Origin of the sequence: Methanobacterium sp. (assembly GCA_030017655.1) — an archaeon.
In the GTDB taxonomy this organism is placed as follows: Archaea; Methanobacteriota; Methanobacteria; order Methanobacteriales; family Methanobacteriaceae; genus Methanobacterium_D.
Genome location: JASEIM010000025.1, coordinates 1 through 24,246, shown reverse-complemented (window position 1 = coordinate 24,246; position 24,246 = coordinate 1). Strand labels below are relative to the sequence as shown.

At 33.2% G+C, this 24,246-nt stretch carries 29 protein-coding genes; 13 read left to right on the top strand and 16 right to left on the bottom strand.

The window, feature by feature from the left end; genetic code table 11:
• Nucleotides 1-304, top strand: a 304-nt coding sequence (locus QMD61_09900) for a hypothetical protein (protein MDI6724944.1), incomplete at its 5' end; no start/stop codon positions are given.
• 248 nt (nt 305-552) lie between these two features.
• Here QMD61_09900 and mtnA read toward each other — a convergent pair.
• The 11 genes from mtnA to QMD61_09845 all read right to left on the bottom strand — a co-directional run bounded on the left by mtnA (nt 553) and on the right by QMD61_09845 (nt 9,717).
• Complete coding sequence (gene mtnA, locus QMD61_09895) at nt 553-1,482, bottom strand: S-methyl-5-thioribose-1-phosphate isomerase (GenBank protein MDI6724943.1); 930 nt, start codon at nt 1,480-1,482, stop codon at nt 553-555.
• 39 nt (nt 1,483-1,521) lie between these two features.
• Nucleotides 1,522-2,373 carry a radical SAM protein gene (locus QMD61_09890; GenBank protein ID MDI6724942.1) on the bottom strand — a complete coding sequence of 284 codons (852 nt, stop codon included), beginning with the start codon at nt 2,371-2,373 and terminating at the stop codon, nt 1,522-1,524.
• Between the two features lie 27 nt (nt 2,374-2,400).
• A complete protein-coding gene (locus QMD61_09885) occupies nt 2,401-2,952 on the bottom strand; it encodes a methanogenesis marker 17 protein (GenBank protein MDI6724941.1) in 552 nt (183 codons plus the stop codon).
• 14 nt (nt 2,953-2,966) lie between these two features.
• Nucleotides 2,967-4,196 carry a methanogenesis marker 15 protein gene (locus QMD61_09880; GenBank protein ID MDI6724940.1) on the bottom strand — a complete coding sequence of 410 codons (1,230 nt, stop codon included), beginning with the start codon at nt 4,194-4,196 and terminating at the stop codon, nt 2,967-2,969.
• Nucleotides 4,189-4,635 (bottom strand): methanogenesis marker 5 protein, encoded by a 447-nt coding sequence (locus QMD61_09875; protein ID MDI6724939.1) that lies wholly within the window; start codon nt 4,633-4,635, stop codon nt 4,189-4,191. The genes QMD61_09880 and QMD61_09875 overlap by 8 nt, the downstream gene beginning before the upstream one ends.
• Entirely contained in the window at nt 4,632-5,006 is a 375-nt protein-coding gene (locus tag QMD61_09870; GenBank protein MDI6724938.1) for a DUF2111 domain-containing protein, read from the bottom strand. The genes QMD61_09875 and QMD61_09870 overlap by 4 nt, the downstream gene beginning before the upstream one ends.
• A 55-nt stretch (nt 5,007-5,061) precedes the next feature.
• Entirely contained in the window at nt 5,062-5,496 is a 435-nt protein-coding gene (locus QMD61_09865) for a methanogenesis marker 6 protein (protein ID MDI6724937.1), read from the bottom strand.
• Complete coding sequence (locus tag QMD61_09860; GenBank protein ID MDI6724936.1) at nt 5,477-7,012, bottom strand: methanogenesis marker 3 protein; 1,536 nt, start codon at nt 7,010-7,012, stop codon at nt 5,477-5,479. The genes QMD61_09865 and QMD61_09860 overlap by 20 nt, the downstream gene beginning before the upstream one ends.
• On the bottom strand, nt 7,012-8,010 hold the full coding sequence (locus QMD61_09855) for a methanogenesis marker 2 protein (GenBank protein ID MDI6724935.1): 999 nt from the start codon (nt 8,008-8,010) through the stop codon (nt 7,012-7,014). The genes QMD61_09860 and QMD61_09855 overlap by 1 nt, the downstream gene beginning before the upstream one ends.
• A gap of 9 nt (nt 8,011-8,019) precedes the next feature.
• Nucleotides 8,020-9,117, bottom strand: a complete 1,098-nt coding sequence (locus QMD61_09850) for a DUF2117 domain-containing protein (protein ID MDI6724934.1) — start codon at nt 9,115-9,117, stop codon at nt 8,020-8,022.
• 90 nt (nt 9,118-9,207) lie between these two features.
• Nucleotides 9,208-9,717 (bottom strand): ribonuclease VapC, encoded by a 510-nt coding sequence (locus tag QMD61_09845; protein MDI6724933.1) that lies wholly within the window; start codon nt 9,715-9,717, stop codon nt 9,208-9,210.
• 278 nt (nt 9,718-9,995) lie between these two features.
• On the opposite strand from QMD61_09845, the gene QMD61_09840 reads away from it, so the two are divergent.
• The 3 genes from QMD61_09840 (at nt 9,996) to QMD61_09830 (ending at nt 12,334) form a co-directional block, all read left to right on the top strand.
• Nucleotides 9,996-10,328 carry a hypothetical protein gene (locus QMD61_09840; protein MDI6724932.1) on the top strand — a complete coding sequence of 111 codons (333 nt, stop codon included), beginning with the start codon at nt 9,996-9,998 and terminating at the stop codon, nt 10,326-10,328.
• Between the two features lie 717 nt (nt 10,329-11,045).
• Nucleotides 11,046-11,570, top strand: coding sequence for a MogA/MoaB family molybdenum cofactor biosynthesis protein (locus tag QMD61_09835; GenBank protein ID MDI6724931.1), 525 nt, complete (start codon nt 11,046-11,048; stop codon nt 11,568-11,570).
• Between the two features lie 227 nt (nt 11,571-11,797).
• Entirely contained in the window at nt 11,798-12,334 is a 537-nt protein-coding gene (locus QMD61_09830) for a hypothetical protein (GenBank protein MDI6724930.1), read from the top strand.
• Nucleotides 12,335-12,348: 14 nt separating this feature from the next.
• On the opposite strand, the gene pyrE is transcribed toward QMD61_09830, so the two are convergent.
• Together pyrE and QMD61_09820 are read right to left on the bottom strand one after the other, a co-directional pair.
• Nucleotides 12,349-12,879, bottom strand: coding sequence for an orotate phosphoribosyltransferase (gene pyrE, locus QMD61_09825; protein ID MDI6724929.1), 531 nt, complete (start codon nt 12,877-12,879; stop codon nt 12,349-12,351).
• Between the two features lie 430 nt (nt 12,880-13,309).
• Nucleotides 13,310-13,576 (bottom strand): PRC-barrel domain-containing protein, encoded by a 267-nt coding sequence (locus tag QMD61_09820; GenBank protein ID MDI6724928.1) that lies wholly within the window; start codon nt 13,574-13,576, stop codon nt 13,310-13,312.
• 520 nt (nt 13,577-14,096) lie between these two features.
• Between QMD61_09820 and QMD61_09815 the strand changes: the two genes are divergently transcribed.
• The 5 genes from QMD61_09815 (at nt 14,097) to QMD61_09795 (ending at nt 16,699) form a co-directional block, all read left to right on the top strand.
• Nucleotides 14,097-14,576, top strand: a complete 480-nt coding sequence (locus QMD61_09815; protein ID MDI6724927.1) for a hypothetical protein — start codon at nt 14,097-14,099, stop codon at nt 14,574-14,576.
• Between the two features lie 245 nt (nt 14,577-14,821).
• Nucleotides 14,822-15,292: an endonuclease NucS gene (locus QMD61_09810; protein ID MDI6724926.1), complete on the top strand. Its 471-nt coding sequence runs from the start codon at nt 14,822-14,824 to the stop codon at nt 15,290-15,292.
• 25 nt (nt 15,293-15,317) lie between these two features.
• Nucleotides 15,318-15,473 carry an endonuclease NucS gene (locus tag QMD61_09805; GenBank protein MDI6724925.1) on the top strand — a complete coding sequence of 52 codons (156 nt, stop codon included), beginning with the start codon at nt 15,318-15,320 and terminating at the stop codon, nt 15,471-15,473.
• 64 nt (nt 15,474-15,537) lie between these two features.
• Nucleotides 15,538-16,125 (top strand): ERF family protein, encoded by a 588-nt coding sequence (locus QMD61_09800; protein ID MDI6724924.1) that lies wholly within the window; start codon nt 15,538-15,540, stop codon nt 16,123-16,125.
• Nucleotides 16,126-16,528: 403 nt separating this feature from the next.
• Complete coding sequence (locus QMD61_09795; protein ID MDI6724923.1) at nt 16,529-16,699, top strand: hypothetical protein; 171 nt, start codon at nt 16,529-16,531, stop codon at nt 16,697-16,699.
• Nucleotides 16,700-16,723: 24 nt separating this feature from the next.
• Here QMD61_09795 and QMD61_09790 read toward each other — a convergent pair whose 3' ends face one another.
• Complete coding sequence (locus tag QMD61_09790) at nt 16,724-18,319, bottom strand: sodium/solute symporter (protein ID MDI6724922.1); 1,596 nt, start codon at nt 18,317-18,319, stop codon at nt 16,724-16,726.
• 441 nt (nt 18,320-18,760) lie between these two features.
• On the opposite strand from QMD61_09790, the gene QMD61_09785 reads away from it, so the two are divergent.
• Both QMD61_09785 and QMD61_09780 read left to right on the top strand, forming a co-directional pair.
• On the top strand, nt 18,761-20,059 hold the full coding sequence (locus tag QMD61_09785) for a phenylacetate--CoA ligase (GenBank protein ID MDI6724921.1): 1,299 nt from the start codon (nt 18,761-18,763) through the stop codon (nt 20,057-20,059).
• Between the two features lie 79 nt (nt 20,060-20,138).
• Nucleotides 20,139-20,570: an acetolactate synthase gene (locus QMD61_09780; GenBank protein MDI6724920.1), complete on the top strand. Its 432-nt coding sequence runs from the start codon at nt 20,139-20,141 to the stop codon at nt 20,568-20,570.
• A gap of 52 nt (nt 20,571-20,622) precedes the next feature.
• Here the strand turns inward: QMD61_09780 and QMD61_09775 are convergent, their stop codons facing one another.
• Complete coding sequence (locus QMD61_09775; protein ID MDI6724919.1) at nt 20,623-21,216, bottom strand: indolepyruvate oxidoreductase subunit beta; 594 nt, start codon at nt 21,214-21,216, stop codon at nt 20,623-20,625.
• A gap of 10 nt (nt 21,217-21,226) precedes the next feature.
• Nucleotides 21,227-23,077, bottom strand: coding sequence for an indolepyruvate ferredoxin oxidoreductase subunit alpha (gene iorA / locus QMD61_09770; GenBank protein MDI6724918.1), 1,851 nt, complete (start codon nt 23,075-23,077; stop codon nt 21,227-21,229).
• Nucleotides 23,078-23,219: 142 nt separating this feature from the next.
• Between iorA and QMD61_09765 the strand changes: the two genes are divergently transcribed.
• Together QMD61_09765 and QMD61_09760 are read left to right on the top strand one after the other, a co-directional pair.
• On the top strand, nt 23,220-23,792 hold the full coding sequence (locus QMD61_09765) for a M48 family metallopeptidase (GenBank protein ID MDI6724917.1): 573 nt from the start codon (nt 23,220-23,222) through the stop codon (nt 23,790-23,792).
• A gap of 79 nt (nt 23,793-23,871) precedes the next feature.
• Nucleotides 23,872-24,162: a hypothetical protein gene (locus QMD61_09760; GenBank protein ID MDI6724916.1), complete on the top strand. Its 291-nt coding sequence runs from the start codon at nt 23,872-23,874 to the stop codon at nt 24,160-24,162.
• Nucleotides 24,163-24,246 lie beyond the last annotated feature (84 nt).

Here is a 24,246-nt window from a genome sequence, read left to right as displayed (position 1 = left end):
GGTTAAGGGAGATTTAATGGAAGATACGGGTAAATATGAAATGGTTCCTGGCTACAACACTGCATGGGTTGTGCAGGTCAATAATCAGAATGGAAAAAATGTTGGAAGAATCTATGTGGATGCAGAAACTGGCAAAGTTCTAAAGGCCATTTTAGATCAGAATACTTCGGATGAAGAAATATTAGAAATAAATAACACATCAAATACAAATCAAACAGCACAGGATCAGGGATTATTGGGCTCATTGATAGACAGTATTGTATCTTTTTTCCAGCAGATATGGATCGCAATATTTGGAAGCTAAATAAACTTCATTTTTTTCCTTTTTCTTTTATAATTTGTAATCATTGAAATAACTAAAAAATACTGATTTTATTTTAAACTATATGAATCAAAAATTGTTTTTTTTAACTTTTCCGTTGTTGTATTTCCCTTCCCAGACATGGATGTTATTAATAAAAACATTATTTTAAATTTTAAAAGAGGAATGAAAATTTAATAACATGAAAAGATGTTAAAATGGTTATTTTTTGCATTTTAAAGTTTGATAAATTAAAATGGCTCTAAAATCCCTTCCTCAGTAATTATTCCAGTAATAAGGTCACTTGGCACAATATCAAATGAAGGATTTTCCACTTCGGTTCCTTCAGGCGCAACGCGACATTCTCCGAAATATAACACTTCATTAGGGTCTCTTTCTTCAATTTCTATATCATAAATTGAATTTTCAAAATCAAATGTGCTTTTAGGTGCTGCAACATAAAATGGAACTCCAAACCGTTTTGCAGCAAGGGCAACCATTAGAGTGCCTATTTTATTTGCAATTCCACCTTTAGCTACTCTGTCTGCACCAACAACAACTTTATTTACTTTTCCTATCTGCATCATTCGTGCAGCAGCGTTATCCACGATTAATTTCACCGGAATATTTTCCTGCTGCATTTCAAAGACAGAGAGCTTTGCCCCCTGACAGAAAGGCCTTGTTTCATCGCATATAACCTTAATTTTCTTACCTTCTCCAAATGCTGCTCGTATGACTCCTAAAGCGGTTCCATAGTCAACACATGCCAATGCACCGGCATTACAATGGGTTAAAATCGTGTCTCCATCTTCTATTATTGTTGCACCATGTTTTCCAATTGTTTTATTGGTTTCAATGTCTTCATCATACATTTTTAAAGCTTCATCCAGAGCAGAATCAGCATTAAGCACTCTATCAACTGCCCAGGATAAATTCACTGCAGTAGGTCTTGCAGCTTTAATTTCTTCTGCAGCTTTTTGGAGATCAACACCTTCAATTTCTGCAAGAGCTATTCCAAAGGCTGCTGCTACGCCAATTGCAGGTGCTCCCCGGACTTTCATGGTTTTTATGGCCTGAATTACGTCTTTGTAGGTTTTACATTCATAGTAAATAATTTCATCCGGCAGTTTTGTCTGATCCAGTAAAAATAGGTGATTACTCTTCCAGTACATTGTCTTCATATTAATTACCTTAAAAATGATTTAAATAAAAAGAATAGTTTAATAGTGACTCATTGGAGTCATATCTAGATGCTTATCTTCTTTACCGGGTACTCCGTAAGCGTCAGCCCTGCATTGAGTACATGCTCTGAAAACAGGGATTATTTCCTCAACTTCATCTCTTACTTTGCTTATTTGTGCACAGCCCGGCTTTTCCAGGTCTTTGAACTTGTTAAGAGGAATTAATGGAATCACATTCATAAGTGAAGCACCTCTTTTTTTAACTTCTCTGGCTATATCTACAATATGGTCTTCATTTAATCCAGGAATTAGAACCGCATTAACTTTTACGACAATGCCTTTTTCCGATATCTTCTCTATCCCTTCAAGTTGTTTTTTAGAGAGTAATTCAAATCCTTCTTTACCTTTGTAGATCTGACCGTCATAGAAGACCCCTGCATAAATTTCTTTTCCAATTTCTGGATCAATCGCATTCACTGTAACTGTTATGGTGTTTATCTTTAATTCTGCCAGTAAATCTGCTTTATCAGGTAAAAGGAGTCCATTTGTACTCATACATTTTATTAAGTCTGGGAATTCTTCATCAACCCGTTTAAAGAATTCAAATGTTTCTTCATTAAACAGAGCGTCTCCGGGACCTGCAACACCAACAACAGATATGGGCATTTCGCTTGTAACTTTTCTAACGTGTTCTATGGCATCATCTACGTTCATAACTCTTGATGATACTCCGGGTCTCATTTCACATTTGTTTATATCTCTAGTACAGAAATTACATTGAATATTACATTTAGGAGCAATAGGAACATGGATTCTTCCAACTTTATCGTGCATTTTTTCATTGAAACAGGGATGCACCTTTGTCATGTGGGCAAATTTACTTTCTTTCATTACTTTACCTCCAAGTAAGTATTTTCATCATTCTAACTCTTCAATCATCTTATCTCTTTTTTTAATCCATTCATCTTTAATTATCTCATCAGAGCATAACATGGAAATTATATTATCCTTTGATTTATGATCAACCACTTTAAATCCTTCAGGGATTATTCTGAACATCGCATCGTATAATTTCTTTTTCAGGTCTTCTGAAGGGTCATGAACAGCCATTCCCTTAAGTTCAGTTTCCGGATTATTTATTATGATTTCAAATCTGCTCGGCTGCTCTATTTTTTCTCTACCTTCTGTATCCCATAATTTTTGAAGTAATTCAGGCAGATAAGTCTCATCTTTAACTCTTATACGGGTTTTATTTTCTTCTTTTTTGTATTCATATTCAGTAAAATCATCAATTGTAATTGGAGCTGCTGCTTTTTCATATTTAACTGCAATGATGAATACGGGTTCTCTTGGGTCAACGAATACTTTCATATCACTGATAGCACGACCTACTTGAACGTCCTGCATTATTTGCTTTATTATCATCTCATAGACTTCTGCGCCTTGTTCATCATAACATTCAACTAACATTTGCTTTCTCCACTCTATTCTTTTCCTAAACCAGACACTAAAAGTGCCGCACCAACAGCACCTATGTGCTGGGAATTTTCAGGCACTATTACTTCAATTCCTCCAAGAATGGTACTTACGGCTTCAACGAGACCTTCAATTAAAGAAGTTCCTCCTACTTGAATAATTGGCTCTCTGACATCAATTTCTTGAAGCTGCTGTTCATAAACTTGCTCGGCAACAGAATAACATGCAGCAGATGCTACATCTTCTTTAGTACCTCCCGCAGCAAGTGATGTAACCAGATCCTGTATACCAAATACGATACAGTAACTGTTTAAAAGCGCATTTTTATAATTACCTTTTAAAGCCAGACCTCCAAGCTCGCTTATGTCAACTCCAAGTCTTCTTGCAGTTATTTCTAAAAATCGGCCTGAAGCTCCCGCACAGATTCCCCCCATGGTGAAATTATCGGGTATTCCATCATTTACTGTAATAACCTTGTTATCCATTCCCCCAATATCGAGAACTGTTGCTTCGCCTTTTTGCCTATCTGCAAGGTAAACAGCTCCTTTTGAGTTAACACTGAGCTCTTCCTGGATTAAAGCAGCATTAAAATGTTTACCTATGGTTAACCGACCATATCCAGTTACACCCATACCATCAACATCATCTAATTTATATCCTGTTCCTTCAAATGCACTGACCATTCCATCTTCGGCAGATTTGATAACATCTGTGGTTGGAAGCCAACCAGTACCAATTATCTTGTTATTTTCCATTAAAACAACTTTTGTGGTTGTTGAACCGGAATCTATTCCAATGGTAAGACCATCCTGCTTTTCACGTGCAAGTAAACTTTTTCTATCTACGATTGTAGATAATGCTTCCATCCTGATGAAAAGCTCGTCAGCTTTTGTTCTTTCAGTAAAAGAATAAGTTACAACCGGTAAATTTGTGTTTTGCTGTATAAATCGTCTTACTTCATTCCTAACCAGAGCTCCTTCTGCACACCTAAAGCATGTTCCTATAAATACAGCATCAGCATCTGCTTTTCCTTCAACAATGGACATTGCTCTGGCAATCATTAACCTTATGCTTGAACTTGCAGCATTAAAACCAAATTTATGGTAAGCTTCATCAATATAATCTAAATCTGCTTCTGGAATGACGATTTCAGCGCCAAATGTCTCAGCAGCTTTTTCAATTTCCTTTTGAATACCACTATATTCTGTTCCGCATGATATTTGGGCTATTTTAACCATTTTTTTCCTCCAGTTCATCTAAAAAAGTGTTAATTGTATTTACCATTTCTATTGCCTCTTCCCTTGTTGTAGGATATTGAAGTTCAAGAATTGGAATATCTTTCTTTCTTAGATAGTACATTGATAGTTCATTTGTCCTTGCACATCCTACACATCCAAATCCATAGGGTGCTTCTTCCATTATGATTGCAGCATCAGCTTCATCAATTAAAGGACCAAATATGGCCATTCTACCCCTTACACCTGATGGAACTTCAATTGCAGCATATTTAAGGCCTTTTATTGGCTCTTCTTCTGTAATATTAAATGGTGGTGAATCAATTTCTGGATCTATAACCTTTTTTCTTATTTCTTTTTGTAATGCAAGAGCTTCATGCCCCTTCCTCTCCACTAAATCAGCTAAGATTAATGAATTTGGAGGAAATATAGCTATTTTCAATAAAACTCCTCCTTATGATCTGTGTGTCCAGGTCTTCTTGTGATCTCCATAAGATCACTGAATATTCCTTTAGTTATGTCAATAAGCCCTATTACACAAATAACTTGGTTATTTTCTTTTATTGGAACGACAATTACAGGAATTCCTGTATAAGGGCCGCGTTCTGGGATTGTATGAGTAATTTTACCTTCATTCAGTACTTTTTCTAAAACAGGACCAGTATAATTATAATCAATAATTTCTCCATCTTCAATTCTAACCCCATTACAATTCTGGGTACGCATTGTTGTGGGGAGTCTGTTTACAAGTTCATGAACTGCAAGCGCAATTGGCGCTATTTCTTCACCTTTAGAGAAAGGAGTTATCTGCATTTTATCATTCCTCAACTAATATTGTTTATATTACATAATAAACTTATTTTATTGATTACTCTTTTTCGCATTCAATAATAACTTTTTTAAGAGAATCTGGAGTGATTTTCTTTGGTTTTTCAACATGAACTTCTCTAGGATTTTCAAGTGCTTCTCTTACACAGTCAAGAAGTTCAAATTCTTTTTCAAGCTGATGAAATCCTTCCCGTGCTGCCCCTCTTTTAGCTCTGCAACGCCTTGGATCTCCTGGAGGAAACCCTCTATCCTTTGTAAAGATGTTGTAGGGATCATGTTTCCTTATTCTTTCCATAGCATCTTTTACAATCTTTTCATCCCCATGAATTATTGCTCCGTAGCACGTTGATTTAATTGTAAGTGGTAATTCTAGCATATGGAGCTTCTGGACAAGTTCTGACGGATTTATCTGCGCAGAAGGTCCAAGTATTATCATCCGAGTTACATTAGAATCTTCAGAGTTTTGTTGTGACATAAACCACATCTCCCTCTTTTAATTTTTCAAGATTTTCAAGACCCTTAACCACTCTACCAACTATGTTAGTTCCTCCAAATGGTTCTCCTGTCGGCCCATATTCATCATTATCTTCAAATCTTACTCCGACCATTCCAATATGTCTACGAGACATGTTTGTTATTCCTATTTCACCAGTACTTACACATTTTTGTGGGGTATTCTCTGGAACAAGCCCCTTTGCATCTTTTGAACTTCCCTGGAACATAATAACCTTCATTCCGGGGAAGGCGAAATGAACTTTAAGGGATCCTACTGGCGAATCAAGAAGCCCTGTAAGTTTCTGGAAGTACCATGAAGATCTATGGGCAGTCGGATCTATTTCGATTTGAATTATTTTATTTTTATCAATCCCCATGGTGGTAACTTTCTTTTTATCGATGATGTCCATGGTAAAAGCCGGGTCCTGTCCTACAACTATTGCATCATCTTCGGTAAGACCCTCACGTATCTGTTCTATTCCTTTGGATGATAGGTATTCTTCTGCTTCTTTTTGAGTCATAGAAAGGGTCATTATTCTCTCAGGGTCTGATTTAAATGTAATCAAATCCCCTGCATTTGCTATATCCAGGATTTGCATCCCTTTTTCAACATGTCCAATGATGGTATGGGAAGGTGCTGATACCCTGTCTTCTCGGTAAATATAGACTTTTCCCACTCCTTTACCCTTATTTCTAAGTGTTACAGTCCCTCTATTTCTTTGATCTATTAGTTCTGCACTTTTTTCAAGGCCATGCAGTTTATAGAAACCTATAAATGAATTGGATTCATAATCAACCCTTATTTTACCTCCTTCAGAAAGAGCAAAGAAGTGTTCAACAGAACTTGGAGATTTAAATTCGGGTTTAACAAGGACATAGGTAAATATTTCATTTCCTTCTTCTACAGGAGTATTTAAATCAATTATTGAAGCGCTTTTTACAGTACTTCTGCGTTCAATGACAGGTTTTATTTCTTTTATAAAATCATCATCAGTAAGATTGAATACAGTTCTTTTCCCTCCAATTATTCGGGCAAAAACACCCCTATTTCCCTCTGGAACGCCATAAACTCCTTTATGTTTTGATTTGCTTAGAATAATATGTGTTGAATCTGCAGTGAATCCTGAAAGACTTACTATAACCTCCCATGGGAAATATTCATGCTCATCCTTTGTAGGGATTAAATCAGTTTTAACTGGCCCTAATGAAACTTCATTTGAAGTAATCCATCTTATTCTTAGATTTTCAAACTCTTTATACTTCTGTTTCCATGTATCTGTTAAATTTGAAGGCCCATCTTCCAGTAATTCTATAATCACGCTTCCTTTACTGGTTTTTATTTTATATTTATTAACATGTTTTTCCACTTCTTCTTTACCCTTTATTACAGATAGAATGCAACCTTCAATGTATGGTGCTTCCGCTGTTTCAATTGCATCTCTAATTGTGGAGCCTTCAGGAAGGCCTATTTCTTCTCCATTGACCCTTACAATCATTAAATCTCCTCAGAAGATCTTTCCTCTTTAAAGCCCATTATTTCATCATCTTTAAAGTCAAATAATATTCCTTTCTGACCATTAAAAGATACATAAAGTTTTTTATCTTCAATTATTTCTCCAACAACACATGATTTGATATTAACTTCTTCAAGCAATTCTATACATCTATCCACATTTTCTTTTCGCGCAGTTAATACAAATCCTGCTCCAGGATATAATTTAAGCCATTGTTCCCATTCTACGTTCTCATTTCTTGGTATTTTTTCAATTTCAACTGATGCTCCTACATCAGATGCTTCAAGGAGCATTCCAAGAGTACCAAGAGCTCCCGGATTACTAATATCACGCCCAGAAGTAACAAGATGTTCTTTTGCTATTTTATTCATCATTTTTATCTGATCCTGCACAAGCTGGGAACTTTTCATTGTTGTTGTATCCCAGTTCAGATTGAACTTGGGATGCATTTTACCGTCAATATCTATTGCGATTATGATTTTATCTCCAACTTTCGCATCACAACTTGTTATAACGTCATTTCTATCTATAATTCCAGTAATTGAAACATCCAGTGCATTGTATGGTGTATCAGGATGAAAATGACCCCCCACCATCGGAACGCCGAATTTTTCAACTCCTTCTTTAATTCCTAAGAGTATTTCACGGCGTATATCATCATCAGAAGTTGAAAGAACGTTGGTCATACCAATAGGCTCGCCACCCATTGCAGCAATATCATTTACATTAACTAAAACAGAACAGTATCCAGCCCAGCGTGGATCGGCTTCCATAAGCTTCCCCCACATTCCATCGGCTGCAAGAAGAACTAATTTATTGTTCCCAATATCCAATGCAGATGCATCGTCTCCAAAACTTAAAACAGTTTTTCCAGCGATATTATATGTATCTTTTAAGATATTGGTTATATTTTTTATAGGATTTTTTCTTGTAATCCCTTCAAAATTCTTAAGGGAAATAATAAGATCGTTTAAATCCACTTGTACACCTCAATTTTCTTTTATTTTATAGCAAGTGGTAATATTATTTATAATCTGTAAGATTTCATTTTTAAAACTTTCGATATTTTCTATTTCAATGATTTCTTCTCCATTAAAAAGTTCAGAATGAATTTTTTCACCAATAACGTCATCCAGACCTCTTTCAAGCTCAATTATGAATGAACGTTTTGTTTTAAACCCTTTTTCCACAACTTTATCAATGTCCCCATCAGTAATACCAATTACAGGAACGTCAAATCTATACAGTATATCACCAGCAACAAGAGTAGTATCATCGCCCACAGTCACGACGTAGTCTGCATTTTTTAATTGGTAAATATCTTCTGCTGCATGATTAAGGAAGGCTATATTAAGTTTTTTTCGATTATTATCTGATTTAAGTATACGGGGAGTAACTTCAGATCTTCTAAGCAATCCTGTTTTAATTATTGCTTTTTCAAGATCTACTTTACCGAGTTTCTCTACTCCATGTTCTTTAATATTCCCACCTTTTATTTCAGTTATAATGCCATTTTCTGCAATTAGAGTAACATCGCACGATGTTGATTTACCAATAACAATTCCATTTACAAATATATTTTCCCCAAGAGAAACTCCTGCAACAGCTCTTTCGGTTTTACTTACTTTATTTGAAGCCATTTTTTCTTTTATTATCTGAGGATCAACTACTTGAAGATTCAAATCTTTGGAAATCTTTTCACCAAGCCCCTCTAATGATTTGGTCCAGGGTACTACACTTCCATCTGTTTCTCCAGGCCTTTCAATCTGAATTAAAGGAGGATTGCCCTTGCATCGGTTATATACTTTAAATCCAAATGCATGACCAGTTACGGAAGATTTTCCATAGTTTATTAAAAAAATAACATCATACTTTTCATCTGCAAATTTATCTATTGATTCGCTTGGAAGAAGTTTTCTGCTTATATCAATTTTATCCTCAAGTCCTGCGTCGTGGACAGCAGTTCTACCCATTGTACCTCCTAAACGGGCTTTAACTTCTCCATAATTGTTGAGTAGCTTTAAAATTTTCTCAGCATAACCAGAATCAACAATAAATGGTCCATGAACAACAATTCCAATTTTCATTATCTATTGTAAGAATGATTAGTCTATTAAAATTAACGTTAATGGGGGTACTTTAATAAAATTGATGATTATCTTCAAAACTATAATTATTTATTTCTTAATTTTTATCTTTTTTTTAAAAATAGGAGAGCCACATATCTCGCAATCTTCATACTGGTAATCGGAAGGATATATTTTTTTACATCCTTTACATTTTTTGACCCAATTGATCACTTCTTCTATTCCATCAGTTAGAACACTACTGTAATCTATATTAATAGTTTTTAATGTATTTTGCATGGAATAATCGTCTGTTATAACCAGGGGTTTAAATCCTTTTTTCTTATACTTTAATGCCAGTGCAATAATATTTTTATCCACATCAGAGAGACGTAAAATATCTCCAGAAGCTTTAATAACTGCATCGATTTCTTTTATGTCTTTTTCATCAGGTTCTCTTATCTTAATAAAACCTTTTTCTATGGTTGATTCCAATAATATTGAGGATTTCAAATCTTTTATTTCCTGAATAACATCATTAGTTGTAAAATTAGCTTCTTTTTTAGAATAAAATCCTCCAATAATTGCAGATGTGTCCAGAATGAAAATCTGTTTTTGCATAATATTATTGTTTCTAGTTTAAAGTATTTACTTCTTATCTGACAATATATTTTGAACATTAACAGGAACTTTAAAATTAGCTTTATTTTCCATTATTATTTTAAATAATATTATTAAAAAGATTTATTTGTCCAAATATACGATATTCTATCCCTAAATTTACTTAATAATATTTATAGCTTTTTGTGTTACTCTTTTTTAGATAATTTATCGTTAATCTGCAAAAAGATAAATAATAGTTTATATAACTATTATTAGGTATAAAGGAGGGGATTAGATTGATAAAAAATATGAAAATATTTACGGTTATTGTGATGATAGCAGTTATTTCATGCGGGGTATCTGGATGTATAGATAATACCAGTGATTCAACTGGCACTCATACAGTTAATACTGGTGGTAATTCTGGAGGTTCCTCATCAGGGTCTTCATCATATGCAAGAGATTGTCCTAATTGTGGTCATTATCCTCAATATAAAGGTAAAATGTGTGATGTGTGTGGATATGGTGATAACGACGGTATTTTGTACTGTCCAAGCTGTGGTGCATATAGATTCTTTGGAACATCCTGGTCTAATGGATATTGTAAGAATTGTGGATATTCAAGATAGAATAAAGATTTCTATAATTAACATCATTTTTTGATTAACAACTGTTTTCCTTATTTTTTTAATTTAAATTGATTTAAACTCTTTAGAACCTTTTATTGGCGTTATGGTATGGATTTATATATCAGTAATAGTTATATGTGTTTTATTTCTTCACAAGTGGTTTATAATTATATTTATGCTAAAATTGACAATTATATTGATTTATTAGCTAATTTTTAAAATTCTAAATTAGAGATATTTAAATCAAAATATATCTCATATTATTTAAATTTTTGATTATTAAGGCAGAAATAATGGTTTTTTCATACAATTCACAAAATTTTTATGCAATGAAATACACATAATATATAGGAGGGAGGGTAAAATTAGACTCCTCTTAATTTTCCGCAAAAAAATCAAACCGCCTCTGATTTTTGGATCTAATGCCCTCCCGGTTTCCAAACTCTTTTTTATTAATTTTCTGTCTAATACAGTTCAAGATATCATTTATCTTTAATCAGAATTTATTGGACTTACCTGGAAATTCTAAGACTATTTTAAAGATATTTTTACAGTCTTGAAATTAATCTATTTCATATATTAATAACATATAACCAAGTAAAAATTGATACATAAAATTCTAAATAATATTTAATTTGAATTATTTAATTATAATTGATTTCAAGGATAAAAATAGATATTTCAAATTATTTTTTATCTTTTACTTGAGGTGGTTAGATGAAAAGCGAGAGCATGGAAAAACACAAAAAAGAAGCACCTAAATCAGTTAAAGGGGCGGTTATTACTTTAAGCGATTCCAAGTTTAATGATTTTTTAAATTTTAAAAACAATGATCCATCTGGAAGCATTATAAAAGAAGCTTTGAGGAAAAATAATGAGGTTGTTTTTTATTCGGTAATTCCAGATGATGCGGGATTCCTTCTTTCAATGATTAATCACATAATTGATAATTTCCAGGCTGATATTATCATTACAACAGGTGGAACAGGTATTGGGTCCAGGGATATAACCATAGAAACTTTAAAAGAAGTATTTGAGAAGGAATTAGATGGTTTTGGGGAAATATTTAGATATGAATCATATAAAGAACTTGGAACCGGTGCAATCTTAAGCAGGGCGACTGCAGGTGTTTATAAAGGGAAATTGATAATATGTCTTCCCGGATCTCCTAATGCAGTAACTTTAGGTTTAAAAATAATATTACCTGAATTAGGACATCTTGTAAAGCATTTAAAAGAATAATTGATTAATTAAATACTTGACTATTTTTTTAATTTTAAATATCTTCTTTCTATATTTTTTGGAATATTTTAACTGTGATATTAGTCACATTTTTCCTGTTTAACTGTTTTAAATAATGGGAAAAAGGTCACATTAAGCTTAAATGTATTATTTTTTGAAAAATAAGCCTTAAATATATTTATATATTAAAATAACTCATTTAAGCATAATTCGGAGGTGATGAATAATTGAGAAAGATATTCTTGGTTATTTTTGCTGCAGCAATTACAATGGCTTTGATAGTGCCTTCGTTTGCAGACGAAATATCAGAGGCACTTACTGGCAGCACGAATGCAACAAATGAATCGAACGATACTTCAAATAGCACTTTAGGTAACAACAGTACAGCGGGTAATAAAACTAATTTAACTTCTATTCAGACATTAAACGATACTCAAAACAAATTAACAGCATTAATAGCCAAAATTGCAAGTTTAAAAGCGACTTATGGTAATAATACAAAAGTAAAAGGACTTTTAAATGCTTTAACACAGTTTGAAAAACAAGCCATTAGATTGAACAGTGAAATTTCTGCTTTTATGCAAAATCCTACAGTCAATAATAGTACAGAAGGTAGAATTAACAGTTTCGTTAAAAGAGAAGCGGCTCTTGAACATAAAGTGATGATCAAAGAAAGATTACTTCAAAAAATGAGTACAAAACAGGTTAAGGAAAAGAAAAACAAGCGTACAAAAAAACAAGAAAAGAATAAAAGGAACAATTAATTGTTCCTTTATATTTATTTATTAAAATCATTTATGGACAGTATAGGTTCTAATTTTATCCCTTTTTCTTTTAAATTCTTTATGGCTCCTTCAGCCCTATCAACAACTACAAATGCTCTTTTAACTTTCCCACCATTATCTTCAAGGGCTTCAATTGCCCTAATTAGGGAATTACCGGTTGTAGTTACATCTTCGATTACTATAACTGAATCTCCATCTAAAAGATTTCCTTCTATAAGTTCTGAAGTCCCATAACCTTTTTTTGATTTCCTGATCATGAGCATGGGGATTGAAGACTCAAGAGAAACCGCTGTTACAATTGGAATGGCTCCCAAGGCAGGACCTGCAACTTTATCTATTTCATTTCTATTTATTTGACCTGAAACTATTTTTGCAATAGATTTAAGTATGTTTGGGTCTGTAATGGCCATTTTCATGTTCACGTAGTAATTGCTTTCTTTTCCTGATGAAAGAGTAAATTTGCCGAATTTAACTACTTCTTTTTCATTAAGAAGTCTAATTAATTCATTTTTTTCAGTTTCCATTTACATCACTTAATTATTAAATTCAGATTCTTTTTCCAGGATATCTTTTACATAACTTACAAAGGCCCTTTGTCAAATCATAGCAATCTATACATACGTTATTTCCACATAAAGAGCATGTATACATTTTACCAGGTTTACCACAGATATTACAAATGCCTTCTACCTCAAAAATTTTTAATTTTTGTGGCAATTAAACACCCCGTGTTTTTGCATCGAAAATCATGGATTTTCGAAAGTTCAGAAAAAGCCTGAAAAACTACGTTTTTGGATGCGTAAAAAACCTTTCAAAATCTACGATTTTGATGTTTGCAAACAAAGTTTGCAACCTGAAAAATTGAAAATTTTCCACGCTACAAAAATCACAGATTTTTGTTGGCTTTAGTTTTTACAGCCCTCGAACATGTAATGTTCGGGGTATAAAAATCGATTATAGCCCTAATTCTTGTGTTTCTAATCCTGGTTCGTCTATGTTCTCTTTTAGAAGTATTTTATCACCGATCTGCTTAACCATGTCATAAGGTATAACATTCTCCTCTTTAGAAATGCCTATGCTTTCTGAAATTCCACCTTTTCCAATTACAATTGCTTCTATTTTTCGAGTACCTAAATTGACTTCAATATCTTTCACTTTCCCCATAATGGTCGCAGAACTATCCAATACTTCTTTTCCGATTATATCTTCGACTACTCTCATATTATCACCATTTATCACACAAATTTAAAATACATTAATTTCATTATTTACTACTATTTATTAAGTTATACATTGTACTTATAGTTTCATAACTTAAGTTTTAAAAAGAATAATCCATATTAATGATTTTATCACATGTTTTTTTAGCTTATATTGGAAAATTATAATTTAATATTCTCCATTCTTTTTATCAATGCTTTTATTTATGGGTAATATCCAAGTTCAATCGAAAACTTTATATACTAAAAATAAAACATATAACATAAAGCATAAAAAATAATTGGGAAGGATCTGACGGGAGCGATAACAGTATGTATTCCAGATGAGCTGGAAATTGCATTCAGACGAATAACAAGGCAAAAATATGGGGATAAACAGGGAAGATTATCACGCGGTGCAACAGAAGCACTTTTTGACTGGTGCAGGAAAGAAGGATTCGAATACCAGCTTCCTGAAGAAGAAGGAAACGTTCGCTGTGAATGATTTCAAAAAATGAGTTTTAATTAAAAGAGGTGAGTATATGCTTGATTTAGGAATTCAAAAAGGTAGTACCAGCTATGAAGACGACTATGATACTAAATACCTCTCTCAGCTTGAGATAGGAAGTGAAATCACTGGTGACATATACATAGGAGAATTAAAATCCAAGGAAATTAAAAATAAAGAAGTACAGGAGTTCTATATTATAATCACAGACCATAAAAACAAGCAAAAATGGATATGTGGACTTATCACATCTGCATACTTTGACGACGACGTTGCAAAAATTTACGGAGAAAAAGGAGGCAGAGTATACCAGTTAATAGACAGTTTAAGCCATGCACTTAATGGTACTGAATTAAACAAGCTTGAAAATTACTCTGTAGTTTTTGACACATTCCGCGAAACAATAAATGAAAGAGTTGAAAAAGTCACAGTAAAAACAGTTAAATCAAGTAATCAAAACGCTAAAACTCCAAACCTCCAGATAGTTAAGGCAACAGCATTTGAACAAGCATAGCTTTTTCAATGCATCAGAAATTCATGATTTCTGATAGATTTGAAGATGAAAGATGAGTTATCTTCACTTTTTTCATTTTTATTGTAAAAATCAATTATTTTATTTTAATTTTTTAATTTACTGTTAGCCAAGAATCAATATTATGGGAATATCTATGGAAAAATTCAAAGTTAAAGAAAATCCCAGTATTAAAAAGGCCAGCGAAATTTTAGAACGGGGACTTAAAAATAAGGCTATTCTAAATAATCACGGCCTGCTGCAGGGTTCATTATGAAGGTAGAGCTAAAAGTACTCTTGATTATGGGGATAGGTTTGTTATAATTAAGCCTGATGGTTCTTTCCCTGTTCATAAATGTGAAAAAATAAATCCGGTCAACTGGCAGCCGCCAGGATGCAGTGTAAGATATAAAGTAAAGGATGATTTAATTTTAATTAGGAGTATTAGAAAAAATCCAAAAGAAATATTAGATGTTGAAATCTCCAAAATCCATGTAATAATTTATTTTATTGCTCAAGATTACGAAAAACTGGATTTAATTGGAAGCGAAGAAGATATGGCCAATTTAATATTCTACGAAAATCCTGAAGTAATTGAAGAGGGTTTTAAACCTACTGCAAAGGAAAAGTTCATTTCAAACGGTGTTATTGACATTCTTGGTAAGGATAAAATGGAAATATGGTCATATTGGAGCTTAAAAGGGGTAGAGATACCTTAGATGCTGTAAGTAGCTTAAAAGATATATTGATAGTTTAAAAGAACATAATGGAAATTTAAGAGGGATAATTGTGGCCCCATCGATAACAAATAGTGCGATGAAACTTCTAAAAAAATATAACCTGGAATTTAAAGAATTATATCCTCCTAAAGAACTAAAAAAAGAAGTAGCTTTACATTAAAATCTTTATAATTTTATTAAATTTTAATACGTATTATCAAATGACGGAAAAGGAGTGATTTAGAATGGAAATTAAAAATATAGCAGCTGCATTGTTAGAAGTTCAAAGAAGAATCAAAAATCCATCAAACACAGCTACAAATCCATTTTTTAAAAGTAAATATGCACCATTACCAGAAATTTTAAACTGTGTACGCCCTCTTTTAACAGAAAATGGAATATTATTAATCCAAAATACTGGAAGTAATGAAGCTGGAGATGTATATATCCAAACCAAACTCATCCATACATCAGGTGAGATAATTGAAACCGATAAATTACTATTGAAGCCTGATAAAAATACGGCACAGGGAATAGGATCAGCTATTACTTATGGGAGGCGTTATCAATTAACAGCTCTTTTAGGTATAAGCTCTGAAGATGATGATGATGGAAATATAGCTTCAAAGGCAGATAAAAAGTCTAAACGTCTAAAAACAGTATCTACTGATTTAAAGGATGATATTGAAGCAAAAAAATGGATAGATGAAATTAAGGGAATGTTAATTCAAAAGAAATTTGATGTAAATGAAAATGCAATTATAAGCAAAGCTAAGCAACATTATGATACTAAAAAAGTTGAAAGGATCGAGGCACAGCTGAAGAAAAAATAATTATGAATGATTCTCCCTAACTATTTAAAAAAGAAAATATGAATAAAATGAGCTTTTTAAATTTTATATTTTAAGTTATTTTTTACTAGTTATTCTTATACTTAGACATCTAGAAATTAATATCAGAATACTTATTCTATTTAAAAAGATATGGGGGAATGTTATGAAAACTGTTAATATAAGAAAAGATATTGATTATGAAAAAACTGTCCTCATATGTATCTTTTGAACCGCACGTAAAGCTAAAACTTTTGAAGGATGTGCACCTTTTTTAATCAATAAAATAATTACACCTGGCAATATTCATATTCCAGAAGGTAGAAAAAGGCTTAAATTAACATCAGGGATTATTTCTAAGATTTGGGAAGATTCGGATTGTATTAAACCATCTGAAATTCAAATAATGGTTGGAAACGAAAGACTAAATATATATTTAAGTAATGAAGCGTTTTCCGTTAATGCAGCAAGGAATAAAGAACTTGAAACTGAAATAATCGATAAACTGGAAGGTGAATTAAATAAAAAATATCCGAGAATGTGTCAAGAATTTATTTCAAGGGTTTTAGACAAATAGCAGCTTAAAAATAGAATGTGGGAATTAAATTCCCTCAAATATTTTATCTAGTTCTTCTTTTTCTTGTGGTTTGGTCAATAAACTGACAACAACAGTTATTATAAATGCAATGGGCAGAGCTATCACTATTGAATCAACTGTAGGCCAGGGGTTTGAAGCTATGAGAACTTCAGCGCCAGTAAGGGCCTTACAAATCCCCAATGCTGCTGCTGATTTTTTGTATTCAAATACAAGCCAGAAAATGCTTATCGCTGTCCCCATGATCAGACCAGAGATTACACCTTCTTTGGTTGAGCGTTTCCAGAACAGTGCAAAAGCATACATTGAAAGGAATGCTGCAGCAGTTATACTGAACCATATCGCTGTTCCAACAGCTATAATATTTGCTGGAAGAATAAGTCCTAAAATAACAGCTATTATCACTGCTACTGTAATTCCAAGTCTTGCAACCATTACTGATGATTTACCTTTGGTTCCAGTTATTGTTTCGTATATGTCACGCCCTAAAGCTGTTCCCTGTACGTGAAATTGTGATGAGAGGGTGGACATCGCTGCTGAAAGTAGGGTTATCATAAACAAATAGGCAAACCAGAGAGGCATGGCAGTACTGATAAATGCAGGAATTATTTTATCTGCATTGCCTCCAGCTACTTGGATAGCTAGTTTTCCAACAGTGTCAAAGAAGTAAACATTGGAAAGTGCCCCTACTACGAAAGCTGTACCTGTCATTGTGAATATGAATATTCCCCCAATCAGTACAGCTCTGTTAAGTTCTCGATTGGATCTTACAGTCATGAAACGAACTGCAAGCTGTGGTTGGGATAAAACTCCAATTCCTACTCCAAGTATCAATGTACTGACTAATGTCCACCAGAATGGACTTCCTAATGCGGGCATGGTTGTCCAGCCCGTAAATCCTGTTGCTGCTGCTTTTGCTGTTGCTTCAGCTGGTACTACATTAATCAGGTTTGTAAGGGCCTGATGAGCTCCTGTAACACCTCCCAATATCCAGTATATTGTACCTAATAGAATCACCGTCCCTACAAACATTATAGTGCCCTGCAAGGCATCAGTATACATTACACCCCTTATTCCTCCGAAAATTACATAAACTGCCACAATAATGGCCATTGCAAATAAAGATATAGTATAATCAATCTGTAGAGTTGTTTCCACAAATCTAGCCATACCAATTAGTACTACTGAAGCGTATAAAGGCATTCCAAGGAATATAATTGCTCCAGAAAAGTACTGGATAAATTTACTGTTAAAACGTCTGGATAAAAACTCGGGGAAAGTTAATGCTTCCATATTATGTCCCATTTTTCGAGTTCTTTTTCCAAATAAGACAAAAGCGATAAAAATACCTACAAGAATATTTAATACAGTTAACCATAAAAGTCCCATTCCATAAACACCAGCTGTTCCACCAAAACCTACAATTGCTGCAGTACTGATGAACGTGGCACCATAACTAAGGGCCATGATATATGGGTGAGTTTTCCTTCCGGCAACCATGTAGTCGTCCGCGCTTTTGGTCCTTTTCCAGGCCACGTATCCTACATAACCTATCATAAGAAGATAAATTGCTACTATGATACTTAGTGTTAATACATCCATTTACTAACCTCCTTTTTGAATTTTAATAGTTTCAACCAGTATTTAATCAAATTATGATTAAAATTATGAAAATATTAAAAATAGACATTAAAAACATGACTATTTTTGTTATCATTAATTGTTGTTAATCTCTTTGTTATATAAAAATGATTCTGTTCTTATTTTGAGAGATATCATCTTTAAAAATTAAAATTGTTCATTTTTAAGATATATTAGTATACATTATTCAGTGCATTATTAAAAATAATATACATACACCCAAATTCTATTATTTAGTATTGTTTTAACAGGAAAAATTACCATATATCCATAAAAAGTATTATGGCAAGTTTTATAACTTTCTTCTAATTAAATTAAATTAGAAATTTTTCTTTACATGTAAAATAGGAAAATTAGATTAAAAATTTATTAATTATCAAAACAGGGTATCAAGGAGATAAAATGATTTGGAATGAAGAAGCGGAATGCATGTCACAGGAAGAAAAAGAAGAATTACAGCTAGCACGATTACAAAAAATAGTTAAAAGAGCATATGAAAACGTTCCCTTTTATAGGAAACGATTTGATGAAAGTGGCATAAAACCAGAGGATATTAAAACAATTAAAGATATTGAAAAACTCCCTTTAACAACAAAGGATGATTTAAGAGAGGCTTATCCTTTTGGGATGTTTGCAGTCCCTCGTAGAGAAATTGTAGAACTGCATACATCTTCTGGGACAACAGGGAAGCCAACTGTATCTGGGTATACCAAAAAGGATATTGAAATATGGAGCGAAGTCATGGCCAGAGGTTTAACCATGTTCGGGGCCACAGAAGATGATATTATCCAGAATACACACGGATATGGACTTTTTACAGGTGGATTTGGGGTGCACTATGGTGCTCAAAAAATCGGTTTAACTGTGATTCCTATTTCCACAGGTCAGACAAAAAGACAGATTGAGATAATGAAGGATTTTAACGCGAGTATTGTCATTTTTACACCTTCTTATGGTCTTTATCTTTCTGAAGTTGCAGAAGAAGAAGGTTTGAATACAGAAGAGTTAAATTTAAAAGCTGTAGGGTTTGGGGCTGAAATGTGGACGGAAGAAATGCGCCAGGAAATTCAAAGAAGATTCAATGCCCCTGCCTATAATATTTATGGTTTAACTGAGATAATGGGGCCGGGAATAGCTCTTGAATGTCAGGAACAGGATGGATTGCATGTAATGGAGGATCATTTCTATCCAGAAATTATTGATTCTACTACTCTGGAAACCCTTCCAGAAGGAGAAAAAGGAGAGCTTGTCTTAACTACATTAACCAGACACGGCATGCCTATCATTAGATTCCGTACCAAGGATGTCACTGCTCTTAAAAGAGAGAAATGTGGCTGTGGAAGAACATTAATAAAAATGGATCGTATAACTGGAAGAACAGATGACATGTTAAAAGTTAGAGGGGTTGCTGTTTTCCCATCACAGATTGAAAAAGCTCTTTTAAAGGTTGATGGTCTTGAACCACACTATCAAATCATCGTTTCAAGACCTCATCACATGGATGTGATGGAAGTGCAGGTTGAAGCTTCACCAGAACTTTTCTCTGATGAAATTAAGGAACTGGTGGGTATAAAGAAAAATATTGAAGATTATATACACAACGAAATTGGTTTAAGGGTTGAAGTAACTCTTGTTGAGCCTAAAACACTTCCAAGAAGCGAGGGAAAAGCAGTAAGAGTTTTTGATAAGCGTGAATTTTAACAATGGATAAATTTGCAGATTTTAATAAAATAAATTTGTAAATCATGAGTATTTTTCACTAAATAACAGAAGGGATAAAATGAAAGTAAAACAACTGTCCATATTTTTAGAAAATCGGAAAGGCAGAATGAGAAAAGCATTAGATGTACTGGAAAATGGTGGAGTGAACATAAGAGCTCTTTCAATTGCTGATACATCCTATTTTGGGATTTTAAGGCTAATAGTACCCGATCCAGAAAAAACCAAAAAATTACTTGAAGATAATGACTTCATCGTAAAAATAGGGGAAGTTATCGCAGTAAGAATGCCAGATAAGCCTGGAGGGCTGGGTATCATTCTAGGAATTCTTGATGATAACGATATTAACCTTGAATACCTTTATGCATTTGTTGAAGAAAAAGAAAATGGAGCTATTGTTTTATTACACCCTGAAAATATTGATGCAGGAATAAAAGCACTGCAGGAAAATGGAGCAGATGTTATTTCGGCTGAAGAAATTTATGGGATGTAATTATACTTATTTTTCTCTTTTTTAATAAGAACTAGAAATTTGATTTTAAATTTTATTTAGAGGATACAAATTCATATCCTTTTTCAAATGCTTTCATGTTAATTGGAATGCTTTTTTCAGGTAAATTTGCCCTCATTGATTCTTTAATTGTTTCTTTATTTATGGGAAAGCCACTTACTGCTGTAGCTCCGCCTAACATCACCATGTTAAGTGAAAGGATATGTCCTGATTCTTTAGCTATTTTTTCAGCATCCATTGCAAAAACGCGGTTCGCTTTGGACTCAAGCTCTTCTAAAACACTTAAAACGTCAGGATAAGGGATATTACTGCCCTGTATGTTAAATGGCATGATACTGGAAGTATTAACAATGACATAGGTTTCTCTACTTGCCTTTGAAATTGCCCTTAATGCTTCAATTGGTTCAAATGCAATTAGAAGGTCTGCACTCCCATCATTTATAATAGGGCTTCTTGAATCACCTATTTTAAGTTCTGTTGATACTACTCCTCCTCGTTGCGACATTCCATGTATTTCACTCATTACAACGCCTAAATTACTTTTCATTGCAGCTTCACCAATCACAATGGATGTTTTAATGATTCCCTGACCTCCAACGCCACAAATATAAATGTTATATGTTTTCATGTTTTTCTCCTTACTTTTTAACTCTAATAGCCTTCTCTTCACATACCTGTATGCAAACGGTACATCCTTTGCACGCTGCAGAGTCTATATTAACAGATCCATTATCTGCCATATAAATTGCAGGACATGTAAGTTCCCTGAGACAATCCAGACATTTATCACATTTATCTGGATCGACATCCACAACGATCTGTTTTTTCTTTTTTGCACCTTTAATTAACATACAAGGATATTTTGAAATAACAACGGCAACGCCATCAAATTTCAGAGCATCCTGGAATATATCTTGTGATTTTTTAATATTAAGGGGGTTTATAACCTCTAAAAATTGAACTCCCGCCGCTTCCACTATTTTTTCGATATCTATTTCAGGAGCAATCTCCCCCATCCCATCCAATGGAAGTCCAGGGTGGGGTTGTCCACCAGTCATTGCAGTAGTTCTGTTATCTAAAATAACCAGAACAAATTTATCCTTATTATGAACAGCATTAATCAGTGGGGGTATTCCTGCGTGGAAAAATGTAGAATCTCCTATAAAGCTTACAATACTTTGATCTACAGATTTTGAAAATCCGCAGCTTGTTCCGACGCTGGATCCCATAGACAATAGATAATCAGCGGTTTCATAGGGAGACTCAATTCCAAGTGTATAGCACCCAATATCAGTCGGATAAATCACATCAAGGTTCAAGTTTTCACCAGCTTTTTTTACAGCATAATAAGCAGCTCTGTGGGGACATCCTGGACAGAGGGTAGGTGGACGGGCAGGTAATGGAATATTTGGCTCATAGATTTCTTTAGTATCTACATTATCTTTGAATAGTTTATTTAGACCTTCAAGTATTATATCAGGGCTGTACTCAAAAATCAGGGGAAGAGTTTCATCCAGTTTACCATGAACCTTTGTATTCAGTCCATATTTTCCTAAACATGCAAGGACTTCTTTTTCCATCACTGGATCGACCTCTTCAACCACAATTACACTATCAAGTTCTTTAATGAATTCTAAAACCCGTTTTTCAGGGAAAGGATAGGATAAAGTGATTTTTAAAACATTTATTTTGAGATTATTTTCATCCAGAACATCCATAACGTAGTTAAATGCACTTCCACTTGTTATAATCCCAATATTACCTCCGTTATCAAATATTTTATTTAAAGGCGAGTTATTTACCACTTCCTCAATTTCAGCCATTTTTGAAACCAATAACTTGTGCATTTTTCTTGCACTTGATGGAACAGGTACAAATCGCTCAGGATCTCTTTTAAAGTAGCCTGTTTTTGGATGTTCTTCCACTTTACCAAGTTCTACAACACCCCTCATATGAGATACACGGGTAGTTGTACGCATTAAAATAGGGATCTGGAATTCTTCTGATAATCCATATCCAAATTTCATTAAATCCTTAATTTCTTGAGGATTTGAAGGTTCTATCATAGGAATATTTGCAATTCTTGCGTAATGTCTATTATCCTGCTCATTTTGTGATGAAAACATGGAAGGATCATCTGCTGAAAGAATGATCATCCCACCGTTTACTCCACTATATACCACGCTCATAAATGAATCTGCTGCAACATTTAGACCCACATGTTTCATGAATGTAAATGAACGCACTCCTGATGCGGATGCAGCTGCCGCAACTTCAAGAGCTACCTTTTCATTAATGGAAAATTCAAAATAAATTCCAGCATCTTTTGCAATCTCTGATAAAACGTTTCCAATTTCAGATGAAGGTGTACCGGGATATGTGGCTGCAACAGAAACGCCTGATTCAATTGCTCCACGAACAGCAGCTTCGTTACCTAATAAGAATAATTTTTCTCCTACTTTATGAGTTAAAATATTTTTTAAGTTCATAATATCTCCTTAAAATTTAAATAAAATTATAAATGGATTTTTGTTTAACTAATTATAAATTAGAATTTGAATTAAATTTACTTTAGCAACTCTATTAAATTAAGTTTTTGTTTATAAAAATTTCAAAAATCAGGAGATACAAATGCAGAAAAGCTTTAAAATTGACAATTTGAATATTAAGTATGATATAATCCCTCGAAAAGTAAAATACTGGCGATTAGAGATTAAATACGGCAAATTAGTTTTGATTACACCTCATGGATTCAGAAATTATGAAAAGATCCTTGAAAAACATAAAAAATGGATTTACCGGAAGCTTATTGAATATGAAACATCAAAAAATGATGCTAAAGAAAAACAGCTTAATTTTAATAGAAGCGAAGAGAATTTTAGACAAATTATCAATGAATATGTACAAAAGTTCTCTAATGAACTTAATGTAAGGGTAAATCGTGTGTATTTCAGGAAGATGAAGTCAAGATGGGGAAGTTGCAGCTCAAAAAGGAACATCAGCATCAACAGATACCTGATTTATCTACCTGAAAATCTTATTGAATATCTTGTTTTCCATGAAATGGCCCATCTTATTGAATTGAACCACAGCAAGAAATTCTGGGCAATAATTCATTCTAAATTTCCAGATTACAAAGAAATTGAAAAAGAACTATCTATATACTGGTTTGCAGTTAGAGAAACAATTATTGACAAACATTAATTTAAAAACTAAAGACCTAAGTGCTTATATACATCAAATACAAACTATTATAAATAAGAGTTTAAAACGGAGGTAGTGAATGCCAGTATCAAAACGTTGGATTGATTTCAATGAAGAAAATGTTAAAGAACTGCTAAATACATACGGTGTTTATCAATTAGCAGATGTTAAGAAAGAAGTGATATATATAGGCGAAGGAAAACTGAGACATAATCTTTTAGTGCAATTTAATGATGAATCAGAAAAAACAACAAGTACTGTCTACTTCAGATACCGTGAAAATAATAGTAAGAAGAGTTCAAAACAAAGGCAGAACATTTTACTAAAAGAATTCATAGATAAGCATGGAAAACCACCAAAATTTAATTAAAAAGAATATGATTATGATATTACCTATATTGAAATAATTTTGATGAATTAATGGTATTCCATTCAATTTTTATTTTTTGAAATT

Excerpts from the sequence above, each read along its gene's own strand:
- mtnA (MDI6724943.1), bottom strand. The coding sequence starts at position 1,482 with ATGAAGACAATGTACTGGAAGAGTAATCACCTATTTTTACTGGATCAG.
- QMD61_09890 (MDI6724942.1), bottom strand. The coding sequence starts at position 2,373 with ATGAAAGAAAGTAAATTTGCCCACATGACAAAGGTGCATCCCTGTTTC.
- QMD61_09885 (MDI6724941.1), bottom strand. The coding sequence starts at position 2,952 with ATGTTAGTTGAATGTTATGATGAACAAGGCGCAGAAGTCTATGAGATG.
- QMD61_09880 (MDI6724940.1), bottom strand. The coding sequence starts at position 4,196 with ATGGTTAAAATAGCCCAAATATCATGCGGAACAGAATATAGTGGTATT.
- QMD61_09870 (MDI6724938.1), bottom strand. The coding sequence starts at position 5,006 with ATGCAGATAACTCCTTTCTCTAAAGGTGAAGAAATAGCGCCAATTGCG.
- QMD61_09865 (MDI6724937.1), bottom strand. The coding sequence starts at position 5,496 with ATGTCACAACAAAACTCTGAAGATTCTAATGTAACTCGGATGATAATA.
- QMD61_09860 (MDI6724936.1), bottom strand. The coding sequence starts at position 7,012 with ATGATTGTAAGGGTCAATGGAGAAGAAATAGGCCTTCCTGAAGGCTCC.
- QMD61_09850 (MDI6724934.1), bottom strand. The coding sequence starts at position 9,117 with ATGAAAATTGGAATTGTTGTTCATGGACCATTTATTGTTGATTCTGGT.
- QMD61_09845 (MDI6724933.1), bottom strand. The coding sequence starts at position 9,717 with ATGCAAAAACAGATTTTCATTCTGGACACATCTGCAATTATTGGAGGA.
- QMD61_09835 (MDI6724931.1), top strand. The coding sequence starts at position 11,046 with ATGAAAAGCGAGAGCATGGAAAAACACAAAAAAGAAGCACCTAAATCA.
- pyrE (MDI6724929.1), bottom strand. The coding sequence starts at position 12,879 with ATGGAAACTGAAAAAAATGAATTAATTAGACTTCTTAATGAAAAAGAA.
- QMD61_09820 (MDI6724928.1), bottom strand. The coding sequence starts at position 13,576 with ATGAGAGTAGTCGAAGATATAATCGGAAAAGAAGTATTGGATAGTTCT.
- QMD61_09815 (MDI6724927.1), top strand. The coding sequence starts at position 14,097 with ATGCTTGATTTAGGAATTCAAAAAGGTAGTACCAGCTATGAAGACGAC.
- QMD61_09800 (MDI6724924.1), top strand. The coding sequence starts at position 15,538 with ATGGAAATTAAAAATATAGCAGCTGCATTGTTAGAAGTTCAAAGAAGA.
- QMD61_09795 (MDI6724923.1), top strand. The coding sequence starts at position 16,529 with ATGGTTGGAAACGAAAGACTAAATATATATTTAAGTAATGAAGCGTTT.
- QMD61_09790 (MDI6724922.1), bottom strand. The coding sequence starts at position 18,319 with ATGGATGTATTAACACTAAGTATCATAGTAGCAATTTATCTTCTTATG.
- QMD61_09785 (MDI6724921.1), top strand. The coding sequence starts at position 18,761 with ATGATTTGGAATGAAGAAGCGGAATGCATGTCACAGGAAGAAAAAGAA.
- QMD61_09780 (MDI6724920.1), top strand. The coding sequence starts at position 20,139 with ATGAAAGTAAAACAACTGTCCATATTTTTAGAAAATCGGAAAGGCAGA.
- QMD61_09775 (MDI6724919.1), bottom strand. The coding sequence starts at position 21,216 with ATGAAAACATATAACATTTATATTTGTGGCGTTGGAGGTCAGGGAATC.
- iorA (MDI6724918.1), bottom strand. The coding sequence starts at position 23,077 with ATGAACTTAAAAAATATTTTAACTCATAAAGTAGGAGAAAAATTATTC.
- QMD61_09765 (MDI6724917.1), top strand. The coding sequence starts at position 23,220 with ATGCAGAAAAGCTTTAAAATTGACAATTTGAATATTAAGTATGATATA.
- QMD61_09760 (MDI6724916.1), top strand. The coding sequence starts at position 23,872 with ATGCCAGTATCAAAACGTTGGATTGATTTCAATGAAGAAAATGTTAAA.